21 protein-coding genes and 1 tRNA gene are annotated in these 26,237 nt (G+C 41.8%); 8 read left to right on the top strand and 14 right to left on the bottom strand.

Annotation, left to right across the window (positions count from 1 at the left end):
- Positions 1-73: 73 nt before the first annotated feature.
- The 3 genes from M0221_RS09320 to M0221_RS09330 all read right to left on the bottom strand — a co-directional run bounded on the left by M0221_RS09320 (position 74) and on the right by M0221_RS09330 (position 3,022).
- The gene (locus M0221_RS09320; protein ID WP_483283653.1) at positions 74-775 is read right to left on the bottom strand and encodes a DUF2057 family protein; all 702 of its coding nucleotides are present in this window, start codon (positions 773-775) and stop codon (positions 74-76) included.
- Positions 776-830: 55 nt separating this feature from the next.
- Positions 831-1,643: a DnaA regulatory inactivator Hda gene (hda, locus tag M0221_RS09325; RefSeq protein WP_011514174.1), complete on the bottom strand. Its 813-nt coding sequence runs from the start codon at positions 1,641-1,643 to the stop codon at positions 831-833.
- 272 nt (positions 1,644-1,915) lie between these two features.
- Positions 1,916-3,022, bottom strand: coding sequence for an AI-2E family transporter (locus M0221_RS09330; protein ID WP_020444042.1), 1,107 nt, complete (start codon positions 3,020-3,022; stop codon positions 1,916-1,918).
- A gap of 363 nt (positions 3,023-3,385) precedes the next feature.
- Between M0221_RS09330 and purM the strand changes: the two genes are divergently transcribed.
- Entirely contained in the window at positions 3,386-4,435 is a 1,050-nt protein-coding gene (gene purM, locus M0221_RS09335; RefSeq protein ID WP_181209818.1) for a phosphoribosylformylglycinamidine cyclo-ligase, read from the top strand.
- On the top strand, positions 4,435-5,127 hold the full coding sequence (gene purN, locus M0221_RS09340) for a phosphoribosylglycinamide formyltransferase (protein WP_483283654.1): 693 nt from the start codon (positions 4,435-4,437) through the stop codon (positions 5,125-5,127). Before purM ends, purN begins: the two co-directional genes overlap by 1 nt.
- Positions 5,128-5,267: 140 nt before the next feature.
- Here the strand turns inward: purN and M0221_RS09345 are convergent, their stop codons facing one another.
- Complete coding sequence (locus M0221_RS09345) at positions 5,268-6,647, bottom strand: NAD-dependent succinate-semialdehyde dehydrogenase (RefSeq protein ID WP_483283655.1); 1,380 nt, start codon at positions 6,645-6,647, stop codon at positions 5,268-5,270.
- A gap of 340 nt (positions 6,648-6,987) precedes the next feature.
- Positions 6,988-7,977: a LysR family transcriptional regulator gene (locus tag M0221_RS09350; protein ID WP_011514179.1), complete on the bottom strand. Its 990-nt coding sequence runs from the start codon at positions 7,975-7,977 to the stop codon at positions 6,988-6,990.
- Positions 7,978-8,670: 693 nt separating this feature from the next.
- On the opposite strand from M0221_RS09350, the gene M0221_RS09355 reads away from it, so the two are divergent.
- Both M0221_RS09355 and M0221_RS09360 read left to right on the top strand, forming a co-directional pair.
- A complete protein-coding gene (locus M0221_RS09355; protein WP_011514180.1) occupies positions 8,671-10,257 on the top strand; it encodes an isocitrate lyase in 1,587 nt (528 codons plus the stop codon).
- A gap of 269 nt (positions 10,258-10,526) precedes the next feature.
- Positions 10,527-12,083 carry a CYTH and CHAD domain-containing protein gene (locus M0221_RS09360; protein WP_483283656.1) on the top strand — a complete coding sequence of 519 codons (1,557 nt, stop codon included), beginning with the start codon at positions 10,527-10,529 and terminating at the stop codon, positions 12,081-12,083.
- Between the two features lie 132 nt (positions 12,084-12,215).
- On the opposite strand, the gene M0221_RS09365 is transcribed toward M0221_RS09360, so the two are convergent.
- Entirely contained in the window at positions 12,216-12,731 is a 516-nt protein-coding gene (locus tag M0221_RS09365) for a L,D-transpeptidase family protein (protein WP_483283657.1), read from the bottom strand.
- A gap of 279 nt (positions 12,732-13,010) precedes the next feature.
- Between M0221_RS09365 and M0221_RS09370 the strand changes: the two genes are divergently transcribed.
- Positions 13,011-14,303: a hypothetical protein gene (locus tag M0221_RS09370; protein ID WP_483283658.1), complete on the top strand. Its 1,293-nt coding sequence runs from the start codon at positions 13,011-13,013 to the stop codon at positions 14,301-14,303.
- Positions 14,304-14,450: 147 nt separating this feature from the next.
- Here M0221_RS09370 and M0221_RS09375 read toward each other — a convergent pair whose 3' ends face one another.
- The gene (locus tag M0221_RS09375; protein WP_133105055.1) at positions 14,451-15,689 is read right to left on the bottom strand and encodes an argininosuccinate synthase; all 1,239 of its coding nucleotides are present in this window, start codon (positions 15,687-15,689) and stop codon (positions 14,451-14,453) included.
- A gap of 353 nt (positions 15,690-16,042) precedes the next feature.
- Between M0221_RS09375 and pyrC the strand changes: the two genes are divergently transcribed.
- From pyrC to M0221_RS09390, 3 genes are all read left to right on the top strand, one after another.
- Positions 16,043-17,113 carry a dihydroorotase gene (gene pyrC, locus M0221_RS09380; RefSeq protein WP_483283659.1) on the top strand — a complete coding sequence of 357 codons (1,071 nt, stop codon included), beginning with the start codon at positions 16,043-16,045 and terminating at the stop codon, positions 17,111-17,113.
- A 166-nt stretch (positions 17,114-17,279) separates the two neighbouring features.
- On the top strand, positions 17,280-18,020 hold the full coding sequence (gene rnt, locus M0221_RS09385; RefSeq protein WP_483283660.1) for a ribonuclease T: 741 nt from the start codon (positions 17,280-17,282) through the stop codon (positions 18,018-18,020).
- A 458-nt stretch (positions 18,021-18,478) separates the two neighbouring features.
- Positions 18,479-18,554: transfer RNA gene (locus tag M0221_RS09390), tRNA-Glu, on the top strand.
- 245 nt (positions 18,555-18,799) lie between these two features.
- On the opposite strand, the gene M0221_RS09395 is transcribed toward M0221_RS09390, so the two are convergent.
- The 7 genes from M0221_RS09395 to M0221_RS09425 all read right to left on the bottom strand — a co-directional run bounded on the left by M0221_RS09395 (position 18,800) and on the right by M0221_RS09425 (position 26,227).
- Entirely contained in the window at positions 18,800-19,423 is a 624-nt protein-coding gene (locus M0221_RS09395; RefSeq protein WP_041753194.1) for a BLUF domain-containing protein, read from the bottom strand.
- A 482-nt stretch (positions 19,424-19,905) separates the two neighbouring features.
- Positions 19,906-20,748, bottom strand: coding sequence for an IspD/TarI family cytidylyltransferase (locus M0221_RS09400; protein WP_483283661.1), 843 nt, complete (start codon positions 20,746-20,748; stop codon positions 19,906-19,908).
- A 133-nt stretch (positions 20,749-20,881) separates the two neighbouring features.
- Positions 20,882-21,190 (bottom strand): FtsB family cell division protein, encoded by a 309-nt coding sequence (locus M0221_RS09405; RefSeq protein ID WP_020444053.1) that lies wholly within the window; start codon positions 21,188-21,190, stop codon positions 20,882-20,884.
- Between the two features lie 91 nt (positions 21,191-21,281).
- A complete protein-coding gene (gene eno / locus M0221_RS09410; protein ID WP_011514190.1) occupies positions 21,282-22,598 on the bottom strand; it encodes a phosphopyruvate hydratase in 1,317 nt (438 codons plus the stop codon).
- A gap of 319 nt (positions 22,599-22,917) precedes the next feature.
- On the bottom strand, positions 22,918-25,278 hold the full coding sequence (locus tag M0221_RS09415) for a heavy metal translocating P-type ATPase (protein ID WP_483283662.1): 2,361 nt from the start codon (positions 25,276-25,278) through the stop codon (positions 22,918-22,920).
- 334 nt (positions 25,279-25,612) lie between these two features.
- Positions 25,613-25,837 carry a heavy-metal-associated domain-containing protein gene (locus tag M0221_RS09420; RefSeq protein WP_020444055.1) on the bottom strand — a complete coding sequence of 75 codons (225 nt, stop codon included), beginning with the start codon at positions 25,835-25,837 and terminating at the stop codon, positions 25,613-25,615.
- Positions 25,838-25,972: 135 nt separating this feature from the next.
- Complete coding sequence (locus M0221_RS09425) at positions 25,973-26,227, bottom strand: hypothetical protein (RefSeq protein WP_483283663.1); 255 nt, start codon at positions 26,225-26,227, stop codon at positions 25,973-25,975.
- Positions 26,228-26,237 lie beyond the last annotated feature (10 nt).

Raw genomic sequence — 26,237 nt, forward strand, 5'->3', positions numbered from 1 at the left:
CTAAGATATAAAAAAAGCACCTAATATAGGTGCTTTTTTTATGTGCAATCTTTTTACTTTTTTATCTCAAAGCTTACTTTTGCATCCATTGACGCATTTTTTCACGCTCAGCAGGTGTGGCTTGTAGCCAAATTTGCATAAACTGATCAAGTGAACTGGTAGATGCGTTGACACTTGTCGTTTGCGTCACAGTAGCACCTGTAGTTACTGACTTGTTAGTACTCACGGATGGCTGATCGAGTGCAGCTATCGCACGTTGGTTTTGTAGCTCAGCATCACCGCTACCACCGAATACGCCACCTAATGCTTTACCAAGACCTGAGAATAAGCTATTGCTATTGCCACCGACACTTTCTTGACTGGCAATGATGATGTTATTACTTTGTATCGCAAGCGTTGGACGCTCAGCATACTTCTTGGCAGCTGCATAGTCTTCTGGCTGATTTGGCATGGTTAAGCGGTAGGTCTGATTGTCTGCCAATTCAGCGGCCACACTGACGTTACCTGAACGCAAATAATCATGCTCATCACGGCGCAGATCATAAAGACGATCATATTTAGCGGTAATCACATGCTTACCTGGCTGCAAGGTAAATGACTTGGTCAATGGCTGAAGAAGACTCTGTGTCAGCTCTTGACCATTAATTGCCGTCACTTTGATATGATCATCGACCACTAAAGTAACTGCCGCTTGAGACAGCATAGACACAGAAGCTGCGCTAATAAACACAGCGCTGATAGACAGTTTTTTTAGCAAAGACGCATTTGATTTCATAAGTTTTCCAATAGTAGTAAAGAGCATTTCGGATAGAAAATTTGTGTTCTGACTGCTAAAAATCAAGTGGCATCGTATGCTGAGTATGATGGTCTTGATCAGCGGCATCATTGTCTACTTGCGACTCCTGTGCGATATCAGCAAGTTCAGCAGCAAGCGTCTGCTCATCAATCGTACGCAGCGCGTCAGCAATGACCGCTTTTGATATATTACTACGACCCAAGTTGGAGAACATGGGTTGAATGTAATTGAGCACCTCCATCATTGCACCAATACGATGCGGTCCTTCAGTGAGCAGATAATTGGTAATACGTTCATCAAACTGCCAACCACGTCTGCGCAATATCGACTGTAATAATGCTTCGCGGTCTGCAAAATCATGTCCTGTCGGTACTTTGAATGAGGGCGCTTGTGCCAAACGGGTGAGCAAATCTCTCAATTGAAACGGCAGCTCGGATGCAGGCTTATTAGCGGCAAATAAAAGTTGGCGCTGCCCTTCGCGGCTACGATTGATCAGATGAAATAAAGCTTCTTGCCATTGACTGTTTTGTTCAATGACTTCCAAATCATCGATCGCAATCAAAGAGAAATTTTCTAGCGATGATAATACATTGACATCGGTATGAATCAACTCGTTTAACGACAGACAAATCGCTGACTTGTCCATCTCAATAAACGACTCACAAATAGCGGATAATAAGTGCGATTTGCCAGTAGCAGGACTGCCAAATAGGTACAGCTGACCTATCAGGCCGACATGGAGCTGCCGTACTGCATCGATAATAGACATCCAACCCGGACCGGCGAAGTCGCTGAGACTTGCATCATGCTTTATGTCCAGATTGAGACTTAGCTGTGCTTCTGCCATGAATCATCAACTCGGTTTGCGTAGCACAATCAATAAAAAGGCTAAACGACTAATATACTTATAAACTGACTTTGGTAAAATTCATTTTAACCAAAGCCAACCTAGTAAAGGTCAATACCGTTACTACTGCGCCTATATATAACATATTTGCAAAATGACTGACAAGTCTTTTACCCATAACACCCAATCAATCCTGTTTTATCACGCAGGCAAACGACTATGATATGCCCTGTTACATCGAGAACTTCATGGCAGCTATACATACAACAACATTATTTTTTTTCAAACAATGCCAACTGCTTACGACCTTTATAAAAGTCAGTCGTTTGATAATGAGTATAAAAGTGACGGAATAACACGTTCAAGACAGCAGACACTGGCAGCGCAATCAGCATACCAACGAAACCGAGCAAACTTGCACCTGCCAGTACCGAAAATATTACCCATAATGGCGATAGACCAATTTTGTCGCCCAATAGTAGCGGTTGCAAGATATAGCCTTCGGCAGCTTGTCCAATCAAGAATGCGCCAGCAATCAAGGATAAATACGTCCAATCTAGGCCAAACTGGAACAGACAGGCGATAATCGCGGCAACGAAGCCAATCCCAAAGCCCAAATAAGGTACAAAGCTAGCAATACCTGCAACCATACCAATAATCAGCCCAAGCTCAAGCCCGATAAGCTGCAATTGCACGGCATAAATAGCACCTAGTAATACCATCACCAATAGCTGACCTTTAATAAAAGCCATCAACGCACGGTCACACTCTTGCGCAATTTGAATCACTTTTTTACAGTATGGCGCAGGTATCGCCATTTTCCATGTATGTAAGCGTTGATCCCAATTAAATAAGAAATAAAAGGTCAAAATCGGCACCAGTACAATCAGCCCAGCATTATTGATAAAGTTCATGCTAGACGCCAGTATTTGACTCATCATGGTACCGGCATCTTCAAATTTATAATTGGTTTGCATGTATTCAACCAAGGTCTCAGAGAAGCCCTTAGACTCAAGCTCTGGTAGACGAATACGGCTATTACTAGCAAACCATTCACGGACGACTTCATTATACCAAGTTAAAAGCTGTGGCAGATAATCCCATGCTGCTTGCAGCTGATGCCACAATGTCGGTATCAACCACCAGAGTAGTAGCACCATACTCAACGTAATCGTCGAATACACAATAATAATGGCAATCCAACGTTTGATATATTTTGATAAGCGTTTAACCAATGGATTAAACAAATAAGCCAATACAAAAGCAAATACAAACGGCACAATGACCGGCATCATTAAATACAATAAAACCATAGCCACAACAATAGCAACGACGATAAATAGGCGTCGAAAAAAGGGGTCTATTGATTGGTTTGTCATGAAGGCTAGTCCTACGAATGGGCTTATTTAAAAGAGTGATTTGATTTAAAGTTGATGATAGATCTTATTGAACGACAACATTCCAATAGCAAACAGTTATTGACCATAATTTTAGCCTTCTATTATCGCAGAGTCCTATAAAAAAGCCGTCATTTTTTGTTTCTTAATTTTCATGTCATCTTTATTGCCGTTTTTCTGAAATATTAGATAGATATCAAGCAAATTTAGGTCAAATAAAAGCAAGTTGTTTTGCGAGTAAGGGTGATTTTTGGGTATAATGCGCGCACAATCTGCAAAATTCATATGACCGACACGCGTTTTTACTGACTGACCTTCATTCCCTATAAAATTTGTGAGATGACCATGAGTAACAAGCCTTCTTTAAGCTACAAAGATGCTGGCGTTGATATTGATGCTGGCGATGCGTTGGTGCAACGTATTAAATCCGTGGCAAAAGCCACCTCACGTCCTGAAGTGGTGGGCGGACTTGGCGGCTTTGGGGCGCTTTGTCGCATTCCGACTGGTTACACCTCACCGTTATTAGTTTCGGGTACTGACGGTGTCGGCACCAAGCTTAAACTGGCATTACAACTAAACCGCCATGACACCATCGGTATCGACTTGGTCGCTATGTGTGTCAACGACTTATTGGTTTGCGGTGCTGAGCCTTTGTTTTTCTTAGACTATTATGCAACTGGTAAGCTTGACGTCGATGTTGCAGCTACTGTTGTTACGGGTATAGGTGAAGGTTGTAAATTATCAAATTGCGCGCTTATCGGCGGCGAAACGGCTGAGATGCCAGGCATGTATCAGGACGACGATTATGACCTAGCGGGATTCTGCGTCGGTGTGGTTGAAGAAGCGGAAGTCATCACTGGCGAAAACGTTGCAGAAGGCGATGTATTAATTGCTCTTGCTTCAAGTGGCGCGCATTCTAATGGCTACTCATTGGTACGTAAAGTCATTGAAGTCAGCGGTGTGGATGTGACTAGTAGCAATGAGCAGCTAGATGGTCAGTCTATCCAAGATGCCTTAATGGCACCGACACGTATTTATGTTAAAGCGATCAAAGCATTGCAAGATACACTTGGTAGCTCATCCCTACATGCGATGTCACATATCACTGGCGGCGGCTTAACCGATAACCTGCCACGTGTATTACCTGAAACGCTAGCCGCTAGCATCGATACGAATAGCTGGCAGTTCTCAGAGCTGTTCACTTGGTTACAAACCCAAGGTAATATCGAGCAAAGCGAGATGTATCGTACCTTTAACTGCGGCGTTGGGTTTGTCATCGTCGTACCCAAAGATAAAGCAGATGCTGCTATCCAAACCTTGAATGATGCTGGCGAAAAAGCATGGAAATTAGGTGAAATGGTCAAGCGTGAAGCGGATGCAGTGGTGTACCGTTAATGCTAGCCAATAATACCAGTCATGCCAACAAGCCATTACGCATTGCTATTCTGGTATCTGGTAGCGGTAGCAACTTACAAGTATTGATTGATGCCATGCAAGCTGGTGCGCTACCAATTGAGATTGTCGGTGTTATTAGTAACCGTGAAGACGCTTATGCCATCACACGGGCAAAAGATGCTGACATTCCAGTGGCAGTCTTATCTCACGTTGCTAGTGGCAAACGCATGGGAATCAAAACTTTTGAGAGTCATGCCAGCGCCCAACTAACCACATGGCAACCTGACCTGATTTTGTTAGCTGGTTTTATGCGTGTTTTAAGTGCTGGATTTATTGATAACACGCCAGCACCAATGATTAATCTGCATCCTGCACTCTTGCCTGCTTATAAAGGTTTGGATACTCATCAGCGTGTCATTCAATCAGGTGAGCGTCAGCACGGCTGTAGCATTCATGTCGTTACCGCTGAGCTCGATGCAGGTGCTGTTTTGACCCAAGCCTGGCTAGAAGTGCATCAAAAAGATACTGCTGACAGTTTGCAAACGCGCGTGCAAAAGCTTGAGCATCAGCTGTTACCTTGGACAATTTTGTTATTAGCCAAAGGTGTATTGTCGTTGAACAACGAGCGATTATTAAATCAGAAACACACCTGTATGCCGACGCTACCTTTGAAGCTATATTTAAACAGTTAAAGCAATAGCAACAAGCACAGAAAGATAGCACTCATTTCAAACTATCGACCAAAAAAAGCCCAGTCACTCAATTTATGAATGACTGGGCTTTTCGCTACTTAATACTTAAAGCGTTATAGCTTTAAAAGCTGTATACAGTCTTAGCTGTTATGAACATGTACACCTTTGATATTCACGAACTCTTTGATACCGAAACCACCATGCTCGCGACCATGACCCGAGTTTTTCACGCCACCAAAGGGTAATGCCGGATTTGCAAGGCCATAACCATTGATATAGACCATACCTGTATCAAACTGCTCATTGGCTAGACGAATAGCTTTGTCTTCATCTTTAGAGAAGATAGCGCCACCTAAGCCATAACGGCTGTCGTTAGCAATACGTAACGCATCGTCTTGATCTTTAGCACGTATTAGTGATGCTACTGGACCAAACAGCTCATCATCATAAGCTGGTTGACCTTTTTCGACATTTTCCAAGATAGTCGCTGGATAAAAGCTCCCTTTACCCTCTGGCAATTTACCACCAACAGAGATAGTAGCGCCTTTGCTTACGCTTTCCTCTACTTGCGCATGCAATTTTTCTTGCAGATCTTTACGCGCTAATGGACCAAGATCAGAGCTGTCATCCATAGGATCGCCAGCTTTTTTGCTTGCAAACTCTTCAACGATGCGCTTACGGAACTCGTCATACAAGCTATCAACAACGATAAAGCGTTTTGCAGCAACACAAGTTTCGCCATTATTTATAAGACGCGCTAGCGTACAGGTTTGTACGGCAAGCTCTAAGTCAGCATCTTCTAAAACGATAAATGCATCATTTGAACCCAACTCTAAGACTGCTTTTTTGATTGCTTTTGCTGCTTGCTGACCGACGATGCTACCTGCACCATCACTACCAGTAAGCGTCACGCCGCGTACTTTATCATTACCAATTAACTTTTCTGACTGATCATGATCAATGAGAATCGTACGGAACAAATCGTTCGGTAAGTCAGACTCATGGAAGATTTTTTCAATTAATAAGCCAGAACCAGTCACATTTGCTGCGTGCTTAAGCAAAATACTGTTACCTGCCATCAAATTGGCGATGGTATAACGGAACACTTGATAAGCTGGAAAGTTCCAAGGCTGCATACCGTAGATAACGCCAATGGGTTGATAAGTGACAATACCTTTTTTGAGACCTTCGATATCACGTTCATCATCAGCAAGTGCTGCCACACCTTTCTCTGCCGTATAATCACAAATCGCTTTACACAGATCAATTTCTTGTAGACTCTGACTATATAGTTTACCGCGCTCCTCAGTCATAAGACGGGACAGCTCCTCTTTGTACCTCATCAAGGTCTCGCCAATAGAGTTAATAACCTTCGCACGCTCTTCATGGCTAGTTTTACGCCATTCTAGAAACGCTTGGTGCGAGGCTTCAACAATGTTGTTGACCTCATCATTACTCATATAATTATATTCTTTAATGTCTTCGCCTGTTGCTGGGTTTACAGTAGTAATATCTGCCATGATTATTATCCTTATTTATTAGAATGTCTTTAGTCTATAAAACAACCTATTGCTAACAGCTAAACTTTATAGAACAACTTAACAATAGAGATTTTATTCATCATTTTTCTTAATGTTTGACTATCATAACAAAGTGCTTGGTGAGTAGGTTTACAAGTTATAAAGAATTGTGCGTAAGATGTTAAGAATGTGACGGTGTTATTAAGCAAACCTAAATCCTGTATAGGGCCTCTCATGCAGAGAGTTTTGACACCTTTAGACAAATAAAAAACCAGCACGATGGCTGGTTTGATACATAATTGAGCTTTATAAGACCATATACAGTTGTACAATAAACAACCTAAAACAAGTGATTGATCACAGGGATTTCTTGTGGTGGATTTTCTTCATCATTAACGATTTGACGTGCTACGTGCATAATCAGCTGACGTAACCAGCGATGCGCCGGATGATGCTGCAATAACGGCGACCACGCCATCGTTAGCTCAAATTCTGGTATAAAAAAAGGCGGCTCTTCCATAATAATGCTGTCGTTATTGGCCTGCATTTTTGCGACACGAGTCGGCAAGGTTGCAATCAAATCTTTGTTTGCTGCCAGCATAGCAGGCATTTGATAGTGACGGGTAAAAACGCTGATTTGGCGCTTTTGACCTAAACGTTGTAAAGCTTGATCGATAGAACCTAAGCCACCTGATTTTTCTGGATTGACACCGAAGCCCACTCCCATACCCGTTTTAGAGACCCAAACGTGCTGCGCTTTAAGATAATTCTTAAGATTAAAGCGATGAGCATAAGGACTTTCAGAAGATAATAGGCAGCTAAAGGTATCACGCCATACCAACACTTGATGGAAGCTTTGCGGGATCTCGTTAAAGCGGTTGATTGCCAAATCTACACGCCCCTGCTCCATATCACGATAAGACACATCCGATGGCGTTAAGAAATCTAAAATGACATTTGGTGCCTCTGAGCGTAGCGCTTTCACCAATTTTGGTACCAAGGTCGCCTCAGCATAATCTGATGTCATAATCCGAAAAACGCGTGAGGTGCTATAAGGACGAAACTCGGTACGTGGCTCTAACACTTGTGTCAAATCGGCAAGTATCTCACGGATACGAGGCTGTAATTCAAGGGCGCGCTCGGTCGGTGTCATCCCTTCTGATGAACGCACCAATAAAGGGTCGTTAAATAACTTACGCAAGCGGCGCAAAATATTACTCATCGCCGGTTGAGTAATGCCTAGCTGCTCAGCGGCGCGCGTTACGTTTTTTTCTCGCAACAACACATCCAAATGTACCAATAAATTTAAATCAACCCGCTGCAAATTCATATATGTGTCTCTTTATCTTAGAATAAATATCATCATAAACGTGATATTTTCTATCCTATCATTTATTACAATTCATCCCTAACAGCATGATATAAGGATATTTTTATGTTAATTATTTTGGAATATGCTTATTATAACTGAATCTACCCACCACAAGCCATTGTTTTATATATACTATAATTAAACGAAATACCCAAGATAATAATCATAAACTAGATAAATCAAGGTAACCTAGCTATAGTGGCTAGCAAGCGCTCATTAGGGACTATTCAACATTAGACTGTTAATACATATTTCAATGAATGAGTAACTAAGTGCATTTTATCGTATTTTCATGCTGAAATACGGACATAAAATTTATAACAGCATCTTATAGAAACTTAGTTTTTTGTGCTTATTTTTCAGGCTTGGACAAATATCTTATACGCTTTAAGGCAATAGTTACTTCAGTAGCAAAACATACTTATAAAACAACCAATTAACTCTGAAATAATTGTTCATAAAAGAGACTTAAAAATAAAAGCTGACCAAAGAGACAGGTTTTAATTGCTTTTATCACCATTTTCTTATAGTTTAGTAGAGACTGCTCACGGAAGAAGCTTATATTTCAAATTTTTACTTCTGCCAGCATCTTTCTATATAGACCAAAATTATTTTAATTTACTTATTTATTCACCACCAAGGAGACTATAGATGTCAACTGCATATAAATCAGCGATCGATTTAGTACGTGAACTAAAACAGAAACACGGTAACTGGCAGAACATCAGCGAAACTGATGCGGCACGTATGATGGCACAAAACCGCTTCAAAACAGGTTTAGATATTGCTAAGTACACCGCAAAAATTATGCGTCAAGACATGGAAGAGTATGACAATGACACGTCTCAATACACCCAGTCTCTAGGTGCATGGCATGGTTTTGTTGCACAGCAAACCATGTATGCGAAGAAAAAATATTTTGGCACAACATCTAAAACTTACATCTACCTATCTGGTTGGATGGTAGCAGCTCTACGTTCTGAGTTTGGTCCTTTGCCTGACCAATCTATGCACGAAAAAACGTCTGTACCTAAGCTGATTGCAGAGATCTACACTTTCTTGCGTCAAGCAGATGCAAAAGTATTGAACGATTATTTCCGTGAGCTAAACGCTGCTGAAGAAGCTGGTCAAGATACCTCAGCCATTCTAGAAAAAATCGAAAACTTTGATTCGCATGTTGTGCCAATCATTGCTGATATCGATGCAGGTTTCGGTAACGAAGAAGCGACTTACTTGCTAACTAAGCAAATGATTGAAGCGGGTGCTTGTGCCATTCAGGTTGAAAACCAAGTATCTGATGCTAAGCAATGTGGTCATCAGGCTGGTAAAGTAACTGTACCGCATGAAGACTTCATTTCAAAAATCAATGCTATTCGTTATGCATTCTTAGAGCTTGGTGTTGAAGACGGTGTTATCGTTGCTCGTACTGACTCTGAAGGCGCGTCACTAACGCAAAAAATCCCAGTATCAAATGAGCCAGGTGATCTTGCTTCTCAGTACATCGATTTTATCGAGATGGAAGAAGTCACGCTAGAAAACGCCAAAGAGAATGACAGCTTACTTAAGCATAACGGCAAATTAGTACGTCCAGTTCGTTTGCCTAACGGTCTCTATCAGTTCCGTGAAGACACGAACATCGATCGCGTGGTCCTTGACTGTGTAACTGCTCTAGAAAACGGCGCTGATCTACTATGGATCGAAACACCGACTCCAGACGTCGCACACATCAAAATGATGGTTGACCGTATTAAAGAGCAACAGCCAAAAGCCAAGCTTGTATACAACAACAGCCCATCATTCAACTGGACGCTGAACTTCCGTAAACAAATCATCGCTCAGTGGGAAGAAGAAGGTAAAGACCTATCTGCCTATAATAAAGCTGACTTGATGAGTGCTGATTACGATGGTACTGAGCTTGATACAGCAGCTGACGAAGCGGCTAGAAACTTCCAACGCGATGCAGCACGTGAAGCAGGTGTATTCCATCACTTAATCACGCTACCTACTTATCACACCACAGCTCTTAGCGTACATGAACTTGCTAAAGGCTACTTCGGTGAAGATGGTATGCTTGCTTATGCAGCTGGCGTACAACGTAAAGAAATTCGTGAAGGCATCGCTTGTGTTAAACACCAAGCAATGGCGGGTTCTGACCTTGGTGATGATCATAAAGAGATCTTCTCTGGTGAAAACGCCCTTAAAGCTGGCGGCGGCAAGAACACGATGAACCAGTTCTAATGTCTAACCACTTATAAGTACATTTTATAAGTAAAAGTTTTGAGAAAAGCCGTCCTACATGGTAGGGCGGTTTTTTTGTGGGCTATAAATAATGATATCTACTCAAATAACAGAGCTATTCAGTCACTGTTTTAATTAACTGATGTTCATTTACTCAATAATTATTTGGCTCGATTTAGCCAACCAGAACGAAAGTTTTACTTGTTATTCACTGATAGCTTTCATACGATGGTAATAATATAAATTTATTAAAACAATCAGGAGCCATCATGCAAGAAATAGAGCTGAAATTCTTGGTACCAGAGTCGCGATTAAAAGGGCTTATGCGCCAAGCGAAAGTCAAATCATCACAAGTAACACAACTGGCTGCGAATTATTATGACACCCCTGACCAGCAGCTTGCACAGGCTGGTATTGGCCTGCGTATTCGTCAGGAGGGTAATGCTTGGGTGCAGACTATCAAAGCGGGTGGCGATGGTATCGCAGCGCGTTTAGAGCACAATGCCACCTTAGATAATGAGCAGGTACAAGCCATGCTCGAAAATAACGCGCTGATGCCTGATTTAACGATTTATAAAGATAGCCTTATTGCCCCAGCATTGACAGATTTTAAGCTCAAAAAACTGGCTAAAAAACTGACCCGTTTATATGTGACTGATGTAGAGCGTACTACCCGCTTATTGATAGAAGATACGAGCGATGAAGTCGTTAACAGTATTGAGATGGCTTACGACTATGGAGAAATTATCCATGGTACTGATGATACTCAAAGAGACGCCATTCAAGAAGTTGAATTTGAGCTCATATCCGGTGAGTTAGATTTTTTATTTACGACAGCTAAAACATGGTGTCAACGTCATAAACTGTGTCTCTCTACCGTGACCAAAGCAGAGCGTGGCGGCTTGCTTATTAAGGGACAAAATTATAGCTCAGCCACTGCTGCTGACTTGAGCACCCTTAGTATCAATAAAAAAATCACTATGCCTGCTTTTTTACGCGCTGTCGTGCATAACTGCTTATTGCACATACTCCCAAATAGCAGCGCCATCGTGGCAGGCAGTAAAGACAATGATCACATTTTACAGCTATCTATCGGTATAGAGCGCTTGCACACTGTACTACAAGCATTTGATAGCTTCTCAGATGAGATCAATCCGGATTGGTCAGCCATATTGCAGCAAACTGCTACTTTACTCGCTGATTATCGTAAGCTTGCTCATCTTAGTACTCATATTGAACCAATGTTACAACAGCACGGTGCACCTATCGTTGATTGGACAGCGGATATTGATGCTATCAAAATTACACCAATGACTGCAATCAGTGCTAACGACTTCCAGATCATGTTGCTTGAGCTCATCGCCTTTACTATGAGCGACCCTAGCCTTGAGCCTCAAGCAGATAAGCTGGCTATCAATAAGCTTGAAAAAGTACTTATTAAATACTATGAAAAATTACTTGAAGCTGAGCAATATTTAGAGGACAGCTATGATGATTCAGATAGTGAGTTAGAGAAAGAATCCATCATAAAAGCATTGTATAACCTACATGCTCATCTAAAAAACCTATGTTCTATCAGCGAATTAGTAGCACCTTTGTATAGCAAAAAGAAAACCAAGCGTTGGCTAAAACGTGCCGTAAAAGCACAGAAAGCACTGGGTCAACAGCTCGATATGATTGACTATCAGCAGTACTATCAAAGTAAAGCCAGATCTGACTCTGCTGCTTTATATGCGGCAGGCTGGTTGAATGCTGCTTCGATACCAATAGAAAAAGCCACAGAAAAACATTTGGATAAATTTTATGATTGCTCTGTATTTTGGTAATTGAGTATATTGTCATTTTATGTTTATCAATATTAGAGAAAAAGACAGCTCACTGAATAAGGGTTGTCTTTTTTATATCGTCGACTCAATTTATAATCCATACATTACTACTACAGCTACTTAATACTACTTTTATTGGGCAATAATAGTCACTGGTGTCCTTTCCTCAACCTGCTCAAACAATTCGATAATATCTTGATTGCGCATACGTATACAGCCATGTGAGAGTGGTACGCTCATCGGCTCACTGTCAGGTGTTCCATGAATATAGATATAACGCTGATAAGTATCGCAGCCACCTTGACTATTACTGCCTTTATTAAAGCCTTCCTCAACACCACTTAGCCAAAGAATGCGGCTTAGTATCCAATCACGTTTAGGGTTCAATGCCCCAAGCTCAGCATTATATATTTCTCCCGTCGCTATACGTCCAATAAATACCGTATGACTTGGCGCATTGCCGCCTATTTTTTCTGCAATGATATGCTGACCAAGTGGTGTACAACCACTGTCTTGTTGACTGCCTATCCCATTTTTGGCTGTTGATATAGGATATTCAGCAATAACTTTTTGCCGCCTATAAACGGTCAAAGTTTGCTGAGCAATGCTAATCACTATCTGGGTCGTAAGATTTTCGTTATCTGTCATAGCAATTTCCCGGCAGTTATTTCGATGATGGCTGTTATAGTCGATTCAATTTAAAAAGAATATAGTACTGTTTGAATAAATTTTGCGAAGCCTCTGGAGTGCGAAGCGCACAGCAAGCGAGAGAAATTTATCCCAGCATAATGCTATTCTGAACGTAACTTTTTTATATTGAACTCACCATAGCAGCATAAAAATGAGTGAGTCTTTCTATTGTCAAGGGATTGTATCAAGACATTTGACACCGTAATATAGGGGCACACTTTTTGATGCTAGCAGATTATGACGACTATTTCACCGACACGGGTGTCGATGTATGATTTTCTATATCAAGATACCAAGCCATTGGTGTCATTATTAGCAGATGCAGCAGCGCTGTCATTGCCGCAAGCGCGTTTGGCAATGGATGCCAGCTTGCAGGCGATTATCAGCGCCCTTCTCGCTTATCAGCAGCGCCATCAAGGACAAGCTCTAAGCAAAAAGCTATTTGGTCGCAGTGCCGTCAAAGAAATGCGCCAGTACAATTCTATGAATTTTGCCACTCTAAATACAACGTTATACCATCGCCATGATGCCGCCGATGCGATATTCCATGATAATGCACGGGTGAGCAAAGCCAGTGAGTATATTGCAGCACAGATTGACGCGAAGGCGCCACAAGTACAAATCTTGCTTACTACCCTATGCGTCATTGTGCTACGTGAGATTGCTATTTTGGTTGAGTATAGCCAACTTGATCATGATGAGGTGAATAAATGGTTCGCCTTACAGCCACAATTTTTGTCCAAAGCGCGTTTTGCTACCCCTGTCTCAAATTTAGCTGTTAACGAATCAGCTGATGATAGCGATGAGGTGCAAACTATATTGTCAGCAGTAGAAGCGGTAAAAATAGAGTCAGTAGCTAGCGACGAGCGTTACTTATTAATCACTGAGCAATTGACAGATAACCCGCCAGCTTTTGATCCTTACTGGTATGAGCTGACAGCATTCATACCCGAACAATTTGAGCCAGTAAAAGACATGCAACTGGCAACTGGCAACTACTTAAAAGCCATTGGACGCTCAGCTGAAAACATTCAACAAGGTAAATACAATGACTTATTGATGTTTGCACCGATGACGGCTATTGGCTTGCCACATCAACGCTGGCTAGTACAACTGGCTAAAATATCAGAGATATATTTGCAGCGTAATCGATTACGCATTACTTCTGAACCTATCAACCCACCAAAGCCGCCGTTGGTTAGCTCAGGATTGCTGAGCAGTAATAGCAACAATGATAATACACCAAGCACACTTAGCGAAAAGCCGATTGAATACGAGGCATCAGTCCCCCTATGGAAGAATCCCGTCATTCTGCTGATTATTCTCGTGATTGGTGGGCTTGGAATATTGGCAACCATCAAGTATCAAACGCAAAAAGCCAACGGCGTCGTACTTGCTACCAATGAAGTGTTAGCGCAAGACTCTGAAACGGAAGAGCGGAAACAGCAAGATGTGGCTATCGTTATGGTAGACGATGATATCGCTGATGACGATATATCTAATGAGAATACGAAATCAAAAGCAAAGTAAAATCCAAATACATTTAAAAATAGTTTGATAAGAAATATCGCCAATAAAAAATATTGATAATAAAAAAGAGGCGCTATTTATATAGCACCTCTTTTTTGATCGGTCATTTAACAAAATGATTTAAAAAAAGCCTTTAGTCAAAAATACTTATTTTGACAAATCACGACCACGGCTGGCTTCAATTGCCAAACGTAGACCATTCAGACGAATAAAACCTTCTGCATCTTTTTGATCATAGGCGCCCGCATCATCTTCAAAAGTCGCAATTTTTTCATCAAATAACGAATCATCTGATTTACGACCAACCACGCTCACAGCACCTTTGTATAATTTGACACGTACCGTACCATTCACATATTCTTGTGACTTATCAATCAGCGCCTGTAGCATCATACGCTCAGGGCTGAACCAATAGCCATTGTAGATAGTCTTAGCATAACGTGGCATCAGCTCATCTTTTAGATGGGCCGCTTCACGGTCAAGTGTCAATGACTCAATACCGCGATGCGCTTTTAACATAATGGTACCCGCTGGCGTCTCGTAGCAGCCGCGCGACTTCATACCGACGTAACGATTTTCAACGATATCCAAACGTCCGATACCGTGCTTACCGCCAATCTCATTAAGCTTAATCATTACTTCATATGGCTTAAGCACTTCACCATCGATGGCAACGATGTCGCCTTTTTCATACTCTAATTCCAGATATTGGGCTTCATCTGGTGCTTCTTCTGGGCTTACTGACCAGCGCCACATGTCATCTTCTGCTTCAGCATACGGATCTTCTAAAATGCCGCCTTCATAAGAGATATGTAATAAGTTGGCGTCCATTGAGTATGGGGATTTTTTCTTATTGCCCGCATAGTCGATGGCAATATTATGCTCTTTAGCATATTCCATCAAGCTTTCACGGCTCGATAAATCCCACTCACGCCAAGGCGCAATAGTCACGACATCTGGAGATAAAGCGACGGCACCAAGCTCAAAGCGTACTTGGTCATTACCTTTACCGGTTGCACCATGGCTGATCGCATCAGCGTTATGCTCTTTAGCGATTTCAACCAAACGCTTAGCGATGAGTGGACGCGCGATAGAAGTACCAAGCAGATACTCCCCTTCGTAGATGGCATTGGCACGGAACATTGGGAACACGTAATCACGAGCAAATTCTTCGCGCAAGTCTTCAATATGGATATGTTTGATACCCATGGCTTCAGCTTTGGCACGCGCAGGCTCAACTTCTTCACCTTGACCAATATCCGCAGTGAAAGTAATCACTTCTGCATCATAGGTTTCTTGTAGCCATCGAGCGATGATTGAGGTGTCAAGACCCCCTGAATATGCCAATACGATTTTATTAATAGTTTTTGGATCAAGCTGAGCCATGAAACACTCCTAGTATGAGGAATTTAATGATAGGTAAATCGACTATATCACGAGGAAGATAGATTGCTCGCTCAGTGTACATCATATTTACCATTGGCAAAAGTGGCACTGCCGTTAGGCATGAGGTTTTTGCCCAAGTTTAGTTGCCACTAAAGCAATAATTTTCTCGCCAATAATAGAGTGAACATGGCATCTTACTTCTACAGATGAATAAATTACCTACCATTTCTGTAGAGATATTATGTATAGATATTCAGCCACATATTTAGTCAGGTAAGCAAATCTGTTATGATAGCCGCACAGCAAGACTCCCTTTTACTCCCAGATATGACGATATAGAGCGCGACGATACTATGACTGATTCAATTAGAGAATTGACCATCCTACAACCCGATGATTGGCACATTCATTTGCGTGACGATAAGGCGCTAGCAACCACAGTCCCTCATGCGGCAGAGAGCTTTAATCGCGTTATCTGTATGCCAAACCTTGTACCACCAGTCAAAAACGTCGACGACGCGCAAGCATATCGCGCGCGTATTATGCAACATCTAGAAACCAGCAATCTGAGCGCTGAGCGTAAAGCATCATTTGACCCGCGCATGACCTTGTATCTCACCGATCATACCACCGCACAAGATATTGAGCTGGCGGCAAAGTCTGGCATCGTACAAGCGGTCAAGCTCTATCCTGCTGGTGCTACCACCAACTCTGCTGATGGCGTTACCAATATCAATGCCTGTGTTGATGTATTTGAAGCGCTTGAAAAATATAATCTACCCCTACTGCTACATGGCGAAGTCACTCACGACCACGTCGATATTTTTGATCGTGAAAAGCGCTTTTTGGATGAAGTGATGGTACAAATCATCGCAAAGTTCCCAACCATGAAAATTGTGATGGAGCATATCACCACCAGTGATGCGGCTGATTTTGTCTTGTCACAAGGCAATCAAATTGCTGCCACTATTACGCCGCAGCATTTAATGTTTAACCGCAATCACCTATTGCTTGGCGGTATTAAGCCGCATTTCTATTGCTTGCCTATCTTAAAGCGTGAAAGCCATCAGAAAGTATTGCTTGATGTCGCTACCAGCGGCAACCCAAAATTCTTTTTAGGTACTGATTCTGCGCCTCATGCAACCGATAAAAAAGAAGCGGCTTGTGGCTGTGCTGGCTGCTATAGCGCGGCGACTGCACTACCTTTATATGCCACAGCGTTTGATAGTGTTGGTAAAATTGACAGATTAGAAGGGTTCACCAGTCGTTTTGGTGCACAATTTTACGGTTTACCCGTTAACGAGAGCACTATTACAATTATCAATACGCCGATGCAAATACCAGCAAATTATCCTTACTTTGATGGTAGCTCATTGACTCCACTGATGGCAGGCGAGACATTACCTTGGTCGATCAAAGGATAATTTTGATACTTTTTAATTAAAACCCTTTTTTATAAAGTAAAATTATCTGTATTTTATCCTATGATATCAATGCTATCTGTCCATTGAAAAATAGTATGAGTGTCATAGGAAGTTTATTTTTTTATTAAACACAATAGCCCGACTGATAAAAGCGATTTAACCTGATATGACCATTAAAAAAGATACCGCTTTACCCAAGATAGATGTAGCCATTCCTATAGATTCGACCACAGAAACGCTAGCACCTATGAAACTAAAAGAACGTTTTCGGAAATTCCTACCAGTAGTAGTGGATGTTGAAACGGCAGGATTTAACGCGCAAACTGATGCCTTGTTAGAGATTGCCTGTATTCCTGTCCTACTGAATGAGCAGGGTGTTTTTTATCCTGGTGAGGCATTTAATGCTCATATCGAACCTTTTGAAGGGGCAAATCTTGAGCCAAGTGCCCTCGCCTTTACCGGCATTGACCCCAACAATCCACTACGTAAAGCCATTGCTGAAGACGAAAAAACGGCGCTACGTCGTATTTTTAAAGGTTTAAAAGAAGTACGCCGTACTGAAGACTGTCGTCAATGTGTGTTAATCGGGCATAATGCACATTTTGATTTGGCATTTTTAAATGCCGCGGTATTGCGTACCAATAATAAGAGCCACAATCCTTTCCATAACTTCTCAGTCTTTGATACGGTGACTTTATCAGCACTTGCCTTTGGTCAAACGGTGCTAGCACGCGCCTGTAAAGCCGCAGGACTTGATTTTGATGGTAACGACGCTCATTCTGCACTCTATGACACGCAAAAAACCGCTGAGCTGTTTTGTTATATCTTAAATAATTATCCTATGCTCGCTAATGCCATGCACAGCGAGCCTGAAATCACAGAAACTGCGACTGATAATAGCAAATAAATCAGTTATTACAGAGTACGTGTTGCTCGCTACCCATAATAGTGCTATTTGTAAGGTCTGCTAACTTTAACCTTACAATTTAATAGGACGATTTAATCATTTGCGTACATCTTGCTCAAGTGATGATTAGATCTATAGATGGTTTAAGTTGCCTATTGTGCTTTTAGCGTCTGTTATAGACGATTAAAGCTTATTATGAGGGACTTTATGATGGAACCACAGTTTAAATTATGGGCGACGATCATCGGTTATATGCTGCTTGCACTAACGATCAGTACTTGTACTTCGTTATGGATTCGATATCATTTGAAGCGTAATGACCTGCATCCACGTCGCGCGCTTAAAAAAAGATATTTAATTTTAAAAAGACGTAGAAAAAGGCTTGACAGCAAACGCAGACCCCATTAAAATACGCACCACTTCAGCATAAAGGTGAAAGCAGCTGAAGCGTTGTACTAGTCCCCATCGTCTAGAGGCCTAGGACACCGCCCTTTCACGGCGGTAACGGGGGTTCGAATCCCCCTGGGGACGCCACTATTTGGCGTCACTTATTAGCAAATACGCTTGTTAAGCGTTAGATAAGACTAATAAGCGTACCACTAAAACCCTATCACAACATACTGTGATAGGGTTTTTTTATGTGGATTAGTTTCTGCTTTTCAGCATAAAATATATCTATTACGCCTTGTTCGTGCAGCCTAACAACCACTTAATACCTGATTGTAAAAACAAAAAAAGCCAGCAATTTATGCTGACTTCATGAATACATATATAGATATTTAGAAAATCTTATCGGATAAAATCAGCCACAATAGCGCTAACACAATCAATCCACCCAATATGGTTTGGATCAAGAAAAATGCTTGGTGTTGCCCTACTACTTTGCCTAATGTTAACCCTAGCGTGCTGTATTTTATCGGCTGAGAATCAGTATCACCAGTCACTTCCTGCGCTTCATAATAGCCTTGCAGAATATCTAAAAACTGCTGCCATTCGTTTGACTTCCAGCTATCAGGTCTAAAAGGCATAAAGGCTTTTAGCTTAGGCTCATTAACCATCCAGCGCTCAAGCGTAATAGAGCGTAATGACCATCCTTCAAAGCGGCGTTCATCAATCGCTGAAAAATCTAATATTTTTAAATCTTTGTGGCGATCATCTATTAACAAGCGATTTTTAAGGTTGGTCAGTGCTTGCTCAGTACCTTCGACATATTGAAAAAAGTAACCATTGCCGTAGCAAAGAATACCCGTAATATCATCAATTTTATTCAGCTTATTTGCGACTTCTGCGATATCGTTAAGCGTACTAGAGTTGGATAGACCAGTAGACGTAATGTGGCTCAGATATACAAGCTGGCATAGATCTGGCATTACTGGGTTTGTAGAATCAATCGTTGGTGACAATCAGCTTCTCCCTATAATTAGGTAAATGTAGCTAAGACAACCATACTCATTTTTAGAAAAAAACATAGAAGCAAGACGTTTCTAAACACAAATCGGCTTGGTATATTATTGATTTTATAAATATTTATATTAATTGTATTAAGTTGGTTACATCATAGGCTGTTTTAGTGATCAAAGCAATATATGTTTATGGCAAATAACAAGTTGTTAATATTGAACAATATTTAGGTAATATTCATATAAAAAATATCTACAGCTATAAAAAATATTATAGGAAAAATAAACGGCTATTTAGTAAATATAAATAATAAAAATCTATGAATATAATTTCATGTCTCAAATTTAATACTAGCTATAGAGCTTGCAAGATAAGCCTTACAGAGATAGATACAATGAATATTCGATATTTTTATGACAGAATAAAAAAGCTATATAAAATTTATAAAGTTAAAAAATACAGAAATCAGAGTGTGATAAGAATTTTATGAGCTAGAGGTGAATTGAGCCTTGAGAATGGCTGTCAGTAAAATAATATCATCAGGATAAGTCAGTTTGATGTTTTGACGACTGCCTGTTACCAATCGAATTGGCAGTTCTAAATGCTCAAAAGCACTGGCTTCGTCGGTAATAGCCAGATTATGCTCAGTGACATAGTTCAAGACTTGTTGCAATTGTCCAAGCCTAAATACTTGCGGTGTTTGTGCCTGCCACATATGGCTGCGATCAATGGTTTTTTGAGCATAAGTATGAAGCGTGTCATAACCACTCTGACTATTAGCAAGCTCCGGCTGAGTATTCAGTTGCTGAAGAGATAGTGGAGCTTCATATGCTGGCGTTGATAGTGTGTTAGATGCTATGTAAGACTGTTTTAGGGTATCAGCAACCGGTGTCGCTAAAATAGCACCATAAGGCTCTAGCATCGCTGCTTGAATGACGGCATCAATATCATGACTTGGTACGGCAGGACGAGCTGCATCATGGATCACAACCAAATCCGACTCATCTGCGCCCGCATTAATCATTGCCTCGACTCCTGCCTGCACCGATTGCCAACGTTCAGTACCGCCAATAGCATAATAGATAGGAAGCGCAAAGCTCAGTGTCTGGGCAGTGCTATCATCTTGAGCCACAACCAATAGACATTGATCAATATAATTACTCTCAGCCAGACGTGCCACACTGTGCTGTAATAAGGTTTGACCTTGCAGTAAGGTATATTGTTTAGCAATAGACGCGCCAAAGCGACTACCGCGTCCAGCAGCAACGATCATGGCATGGATATTAGGAGTGGTATTCATAAGGCAGTACTCATGGGTTGATTCCATGAAAATAGGATAAGAGAAAAATGGGAATTAAGAGGTATAAAAATGAAAAAAAACTATTATTATCAATAATAGCTCATTGCAACGACTTTAGAATCAATACCGACTGTACGTCAAAATCAATAACGACTATGAATCAATAACGACTATGAGTAGTAGGCGCGGTTGATACTTGTACAAAAGTCTCATTTGGCTTAATCAAACCCAAATCCAAACGAGCATGCTCCTCTACCGCTTCGAGACCAGTCTTTAGATCATTGACATCGGTACGCAGTAAGTTATTTGCTGAGACTTGGTTGTCATTTAAGCGCTGCTGCTCATCCACTTCAGTCAGAAGCTTATTGTGCTCGACGCGACCATTTTCACCCAGCCAATACTGATATTGCAGTCCTGACAGCACGGCAACGGCTAACGCAAGTAGTATAAATTGGCTAAAGTATTTCATAATATAATAACGCCAAACGATATAAAGAGAATATAAAATTGCTGAGCGATATATTTATATATCGCCCAGCGTAAGCGACAATTTTGGCTTATTAACCACGTAATCCGATAAACTCTTCGCGACCACGATAGCTTGCACGTACTTGCTGCTCAATACGTAGTAGTTGATTGTATTTTGCAACGCGATCTGAGCGGCATAATGAGCCAGTTTTTATTTGACCAGCCGCAGTACCTACCGCTAAATCAGCAATGGTGCTGTCTTCCGTTTCGCCTGAACGATGCGAAATAACCGTCGCATAACCGTTTTTCTTCGCCAGATAAATCGCATCTAGCGTTTCTGATAAGGTGCCGATTTGATTAAACTTAATCAAAATCGCATTGGCAATTTTCTTATCAATCCCTTCTTGCAAGATAGCAGGGTTGGTGACAAACAAATCATCACCGACCAACTGTACCTTATCACCGATTTGCTCAGTTAGGTATTTCCAGCCATCCCAATCTGACTCATCAAGACCATCTTCGATAGAGATAATAGGATATTGACGCGCAAGACCCACTAAATAATCTGAGAAGCCTTGGCTATCAAAGGATTTGTTGCCCTCGCCTGCCAAGACGTATTTGCCATCTTTATAGAACTCAGTAGCAGCACAATCTAAAGCTAAGTGAATATCTTTACCAGCTGTGTAGCCTACTTGCTCAATCGCTTGCATGATAACTGTAATAGCTTCTTCGTTGCTGCGAAGATTTGGCGCAAAGCCGCCTTCATCACCAACAGCAGTATTCAAGCCTTGCGACTTTAAAACAGACTTTAAGCTATGAAAAATTTCGGTACCAGCACGTAATGCTTCTGAGAAGCTGCTAAAACCAACCGGCTCAATCATAAACTCTTGAATATCGACGGTATTGTCCGCGTGCTCGCCACCATTAATGATATTCATCATCGGTACAGGCATCGTAAGCGACGTCTGGTTGCGCAGATCAGCGATATACTGATGTAATGGCAGACTCTGTGACTTAGCAGCCGCTTTAGCAACCGCAAGTGAAACCGCAAGTATGGCATTGGCACCAAGATTGTCTTTATTTTCTGTACCGTCTAGCGCAATCATTGCATCATCAATGGCTTGCTGAGCAGTAACATCTTTGTCCATCAAAGCACTGCGGATTTGGCTATTAACGTTAGCTACCGCCTTTTTGACACCTTTACCCATATAGCGGCTTTGATCGCCATCACGTAGCTCAAGCGCCTCACGTGAGCCAGTCGATGCGCCGCTTGGAGCAGCAGCACGGCCAATAGTACCATCAGCTAAAATCACATCAGCTTCAATCGTTGGGTTACCACGCGAGTCTAAAATCTCACGAGCGCGAATGTCTTTAATTGCGGTGACGTTGTTGGTTTCTTCAGCGTACATAATGTCTGTTAATTCCTTTGGTCATGCCAAGTTTATGAGATAAATAACGGCAACTAGAATACAAAAAAGATAAAGCAGAATATCGTATAGTAATGCGCAAAAAAAGCTTTAGTGACTAATACAATCGGCTCATTTTAAACGTAATCAAAGATTTATTTCATCCCTTAACCATTAGCTATAGTGCTTGGTATCATAGCATAAATTTTGCCAAACTTCCCTTATCTTAAAGCAACGGACGGTCATAAAATCGCCAATCAATAGTCAAATGAGTCACTATCAATTTATCTCAGTACCTATGATATCAAACGTCATATAACTCTTACGCTTTTGTTAGACGATCTGCTTTAGTGTGGGAGTCTGATACAGTATTATTCAGCTCAACCTTTGTCTTAAAGCGCGTTAAACGCAGCGCATTCATTAATACAGAAATTGAGCTAAGTGCCATAGCGGCAGCGGCAATCATAGGATTCAAAAAGCCAAAAGCAGCGAGCGGAATACCAAGACAATTATAGATAAAGGCAAAAAACAGATTTTGTTTGATATTACGCAGCGTGGCATTCGCAATTTTTTGCGCTGCGTCGATATGCATCAGTGACTCACCCATCAAGCGCGCAGAGGCACTATGTTGGGCGACATCTGTGCCTTCAAACATGGCAAAGCTGGCATCGGCCGTTGCCATCGCTGGTGCATCATTGACCCCATCTCCTGCCATAGCGACTTTATGACCCTCTGTTTGCAATAGAGCAATTTGGCTGGCCTTGTCACGTGGACTCATCTTGCCATACGCTTTTTCGATACCAAGCTGTCCGGCAACGTGATCGACGACAGATTGTTTATCACCGCTCATCAAAATGACATTAATACCCGCATCTTGTAGCGCAGTAATCGCCTGCGGTGTATCTGATTTTAAGTCATCCGCTAATGCAAATGCGCCTAGTGCTTCATCGTTAATACTAATCGCAACAGTACTAGCAATTTGCCATACCTTTGGCATCAATTTAGGCAATACAAGATTGGCAAACTCTGCTGTGCCAACCTTTACCACACCTAAACCTTCAATATTTGCCTGTATACCTGCGCCTTTGATAACGCTGATATCAGACACATCGAATAAGGATAAACCACGTGCTGTCGCTGCATTGACCAAAGCAGTTGCAAGCGGATGACTGGCATGTACTTCAATACTTGCGGCAATCTGTAGTACATCATCAACCGCTATTGATTTATCGACCATAACTTCATCGACGATGGTCGGTTTGCCAATGGTCAAAGTACCCGTCTTATCAAGTACCACCGTGTCGATATTGCCTGCCGCTTCTAGGCTTTGCGCATCTTTAAACCAAACACCGTGACGCGCAGCCACGCCCATACCTGCCATGATTGCGGCTGGTGTCGCCAAACCAAGCGCACAGGGACAAGCAATGACCAAAACTGATACCGCATGCATCAAAGCAGTATCGAGCATACCGGTCAGCCACCACGTCACACCAAAGGTAACCAGTGCAATCACTACCACAACGGGCACAAAGACCGCAGTGACTCTATCAGCAAGGCGTGCCAAATTGGCTTTTGAGCCTTGGGCATCGCTTAATGCTTGTACCATATCACCAAGCTTTGTATCACTACCCTTGGCATTGACGCGGTATAACAAGCTACCGTTTTCGACCAAGGCACCCGCTAATAATCCATCGCCTACTTCTTTCTTAAGCGGTACTGACTCACCGGTTAAATGACTTTCGACACACCAGCCAGCACCATCGATGACCGTACCATCGGTTGCAACGCGGCTACCTTGTTTGGCACGTAGAATGTCACCTACTTGTACCTCTTTGAGAGCGATATTTTTAAACTCACCGTTTAGCTGCTGTTGCTCAACTTCGTCTGGTGTCAGCGATAATAGTAAATCAATACTATTCAGACTATGCTTTTTCGTGCGCTCTTCAAGGTATTTACCCGTGCGCACAAAAGCAATGACCATCACGCCTGCTTCAAAATACACCGCAGGACTGCCACTCGCACCATGACCACCAGTATGCCCACTTTGCAACAGACTATTTAAGCTACCATCACCATGGGTCAGCCACAGATACGTTGAATACGCCCAAATGGTTACCGTACCGATAACGACCAATACGTCCATATTGGCAAGACCGCCTCTAATAGACGCCCAAGCACTTTTATAAAATGGTAAAGCAAATCCAAACTGTACAATCGTCGCTAATATAAATTGCATCCAAACTGGCGGCATCCACGCCATACTCTGACCAAAAAGCATGCCAGCCATACCAACTAAAAACGGTACCAAACAGACCCATAGTCCAATCAAACGCCATGGATACTGAGTGCTCGCATCCTCATCTTTTTGAGCAAACAAGCTATCAGCCGCCTGTAAATTGGCGACAAACCCCGTTTTGTTGACCCATTCCGTCACCTGCTCTGCCGTCGTCTGTGTCGGATCATAATCCACATTGGCGGTCTCGCCTGCGAAGTTCACGCTGACCTCATAGACTGATGGCTTTTTATTCAAAACCTTTTCAATCCGTGATGCACAGGCCTGACACGTCATACCCTCTATCGCCAGCTGCAAGTGCGCACGCTGCGGCGTAAGCGAGGTATTAGACTGAATATCAGTCTCCACATCATAAGAATTATGGGTATTGGTACGGGTAGAATCATTCATAAATAAAACTCGTTATGGCGTTTATAAATTTGTATGAGCTATAAAAATCTATCAGTGGAGGAATAAAAATCCAAATCAAACAAGCAGTACATTCTAAATATTAATATCATATTGTTTTTCAGAGCATCTAAATAGTAGTCATCTTAGTGTATCAACCTATATATTAAATGGTCATGATTAGCGCCAATTCAACTATTTCAGCCGACCAATTATTTCAGATTAAAAGGACATGTTGCAGAAATAAGAGAGCTGAGAACACTACTCTGATAGCCATAGTTTTTAACCATTAAAAAACCAGCCACAATAGCTGGTTTGTTTATAACAAAGCATAAAATTAAGCGTTGGTAACAGTGGCATCAAAGCCTGCGTCATCAATAGCAGCAGCAATCGTCTCTGCACTGGTTTTGCTATCATCAAAGGTGACTGTCGCTTGATTGTCTGCAAGCTCGATACTGATGTCATCTAAACCATCGATATCAGCAGTGGCGTTATGGACACTTGCCACACAGCCACCACAAGTCATGCCGTCAATTTTAATGATACGGGTTTGGTTTGCCATGAGAGGCTCCTTATTTTTATCTGTGAATAAATGGTTTGTATACTTTAATGGTATAAGACTTTATTAAAATAGCCAAGACCAGCATAAGAGCTATTGGCGTTGACCACAAGTCAGTTTGGTTATACTTTTATAAATCTAATCATGATAACGTGGATTTTGCGGGGCATCGATAGGAAATGGCTGAGTGACATAATCGACCATACTAATCGCAGCGGTAAAGGCATGGATACTGGTTTTGGTATCCTCATAATGCACCAATGCCATATGACTGTTAGCATCTAACTCAATAGCGGTGACGCCCGTTATATTCTTCAAAGCGGTCATGATGCTATCTAAACCTTCTGAATCATTGATGTTTTCAATGCTTACTTGTGCCACTTTAATTGCCACTGTCTTATCC

Source organism: Psychrobacter sp. ANT206 (genome assembly GCF_056880555.1).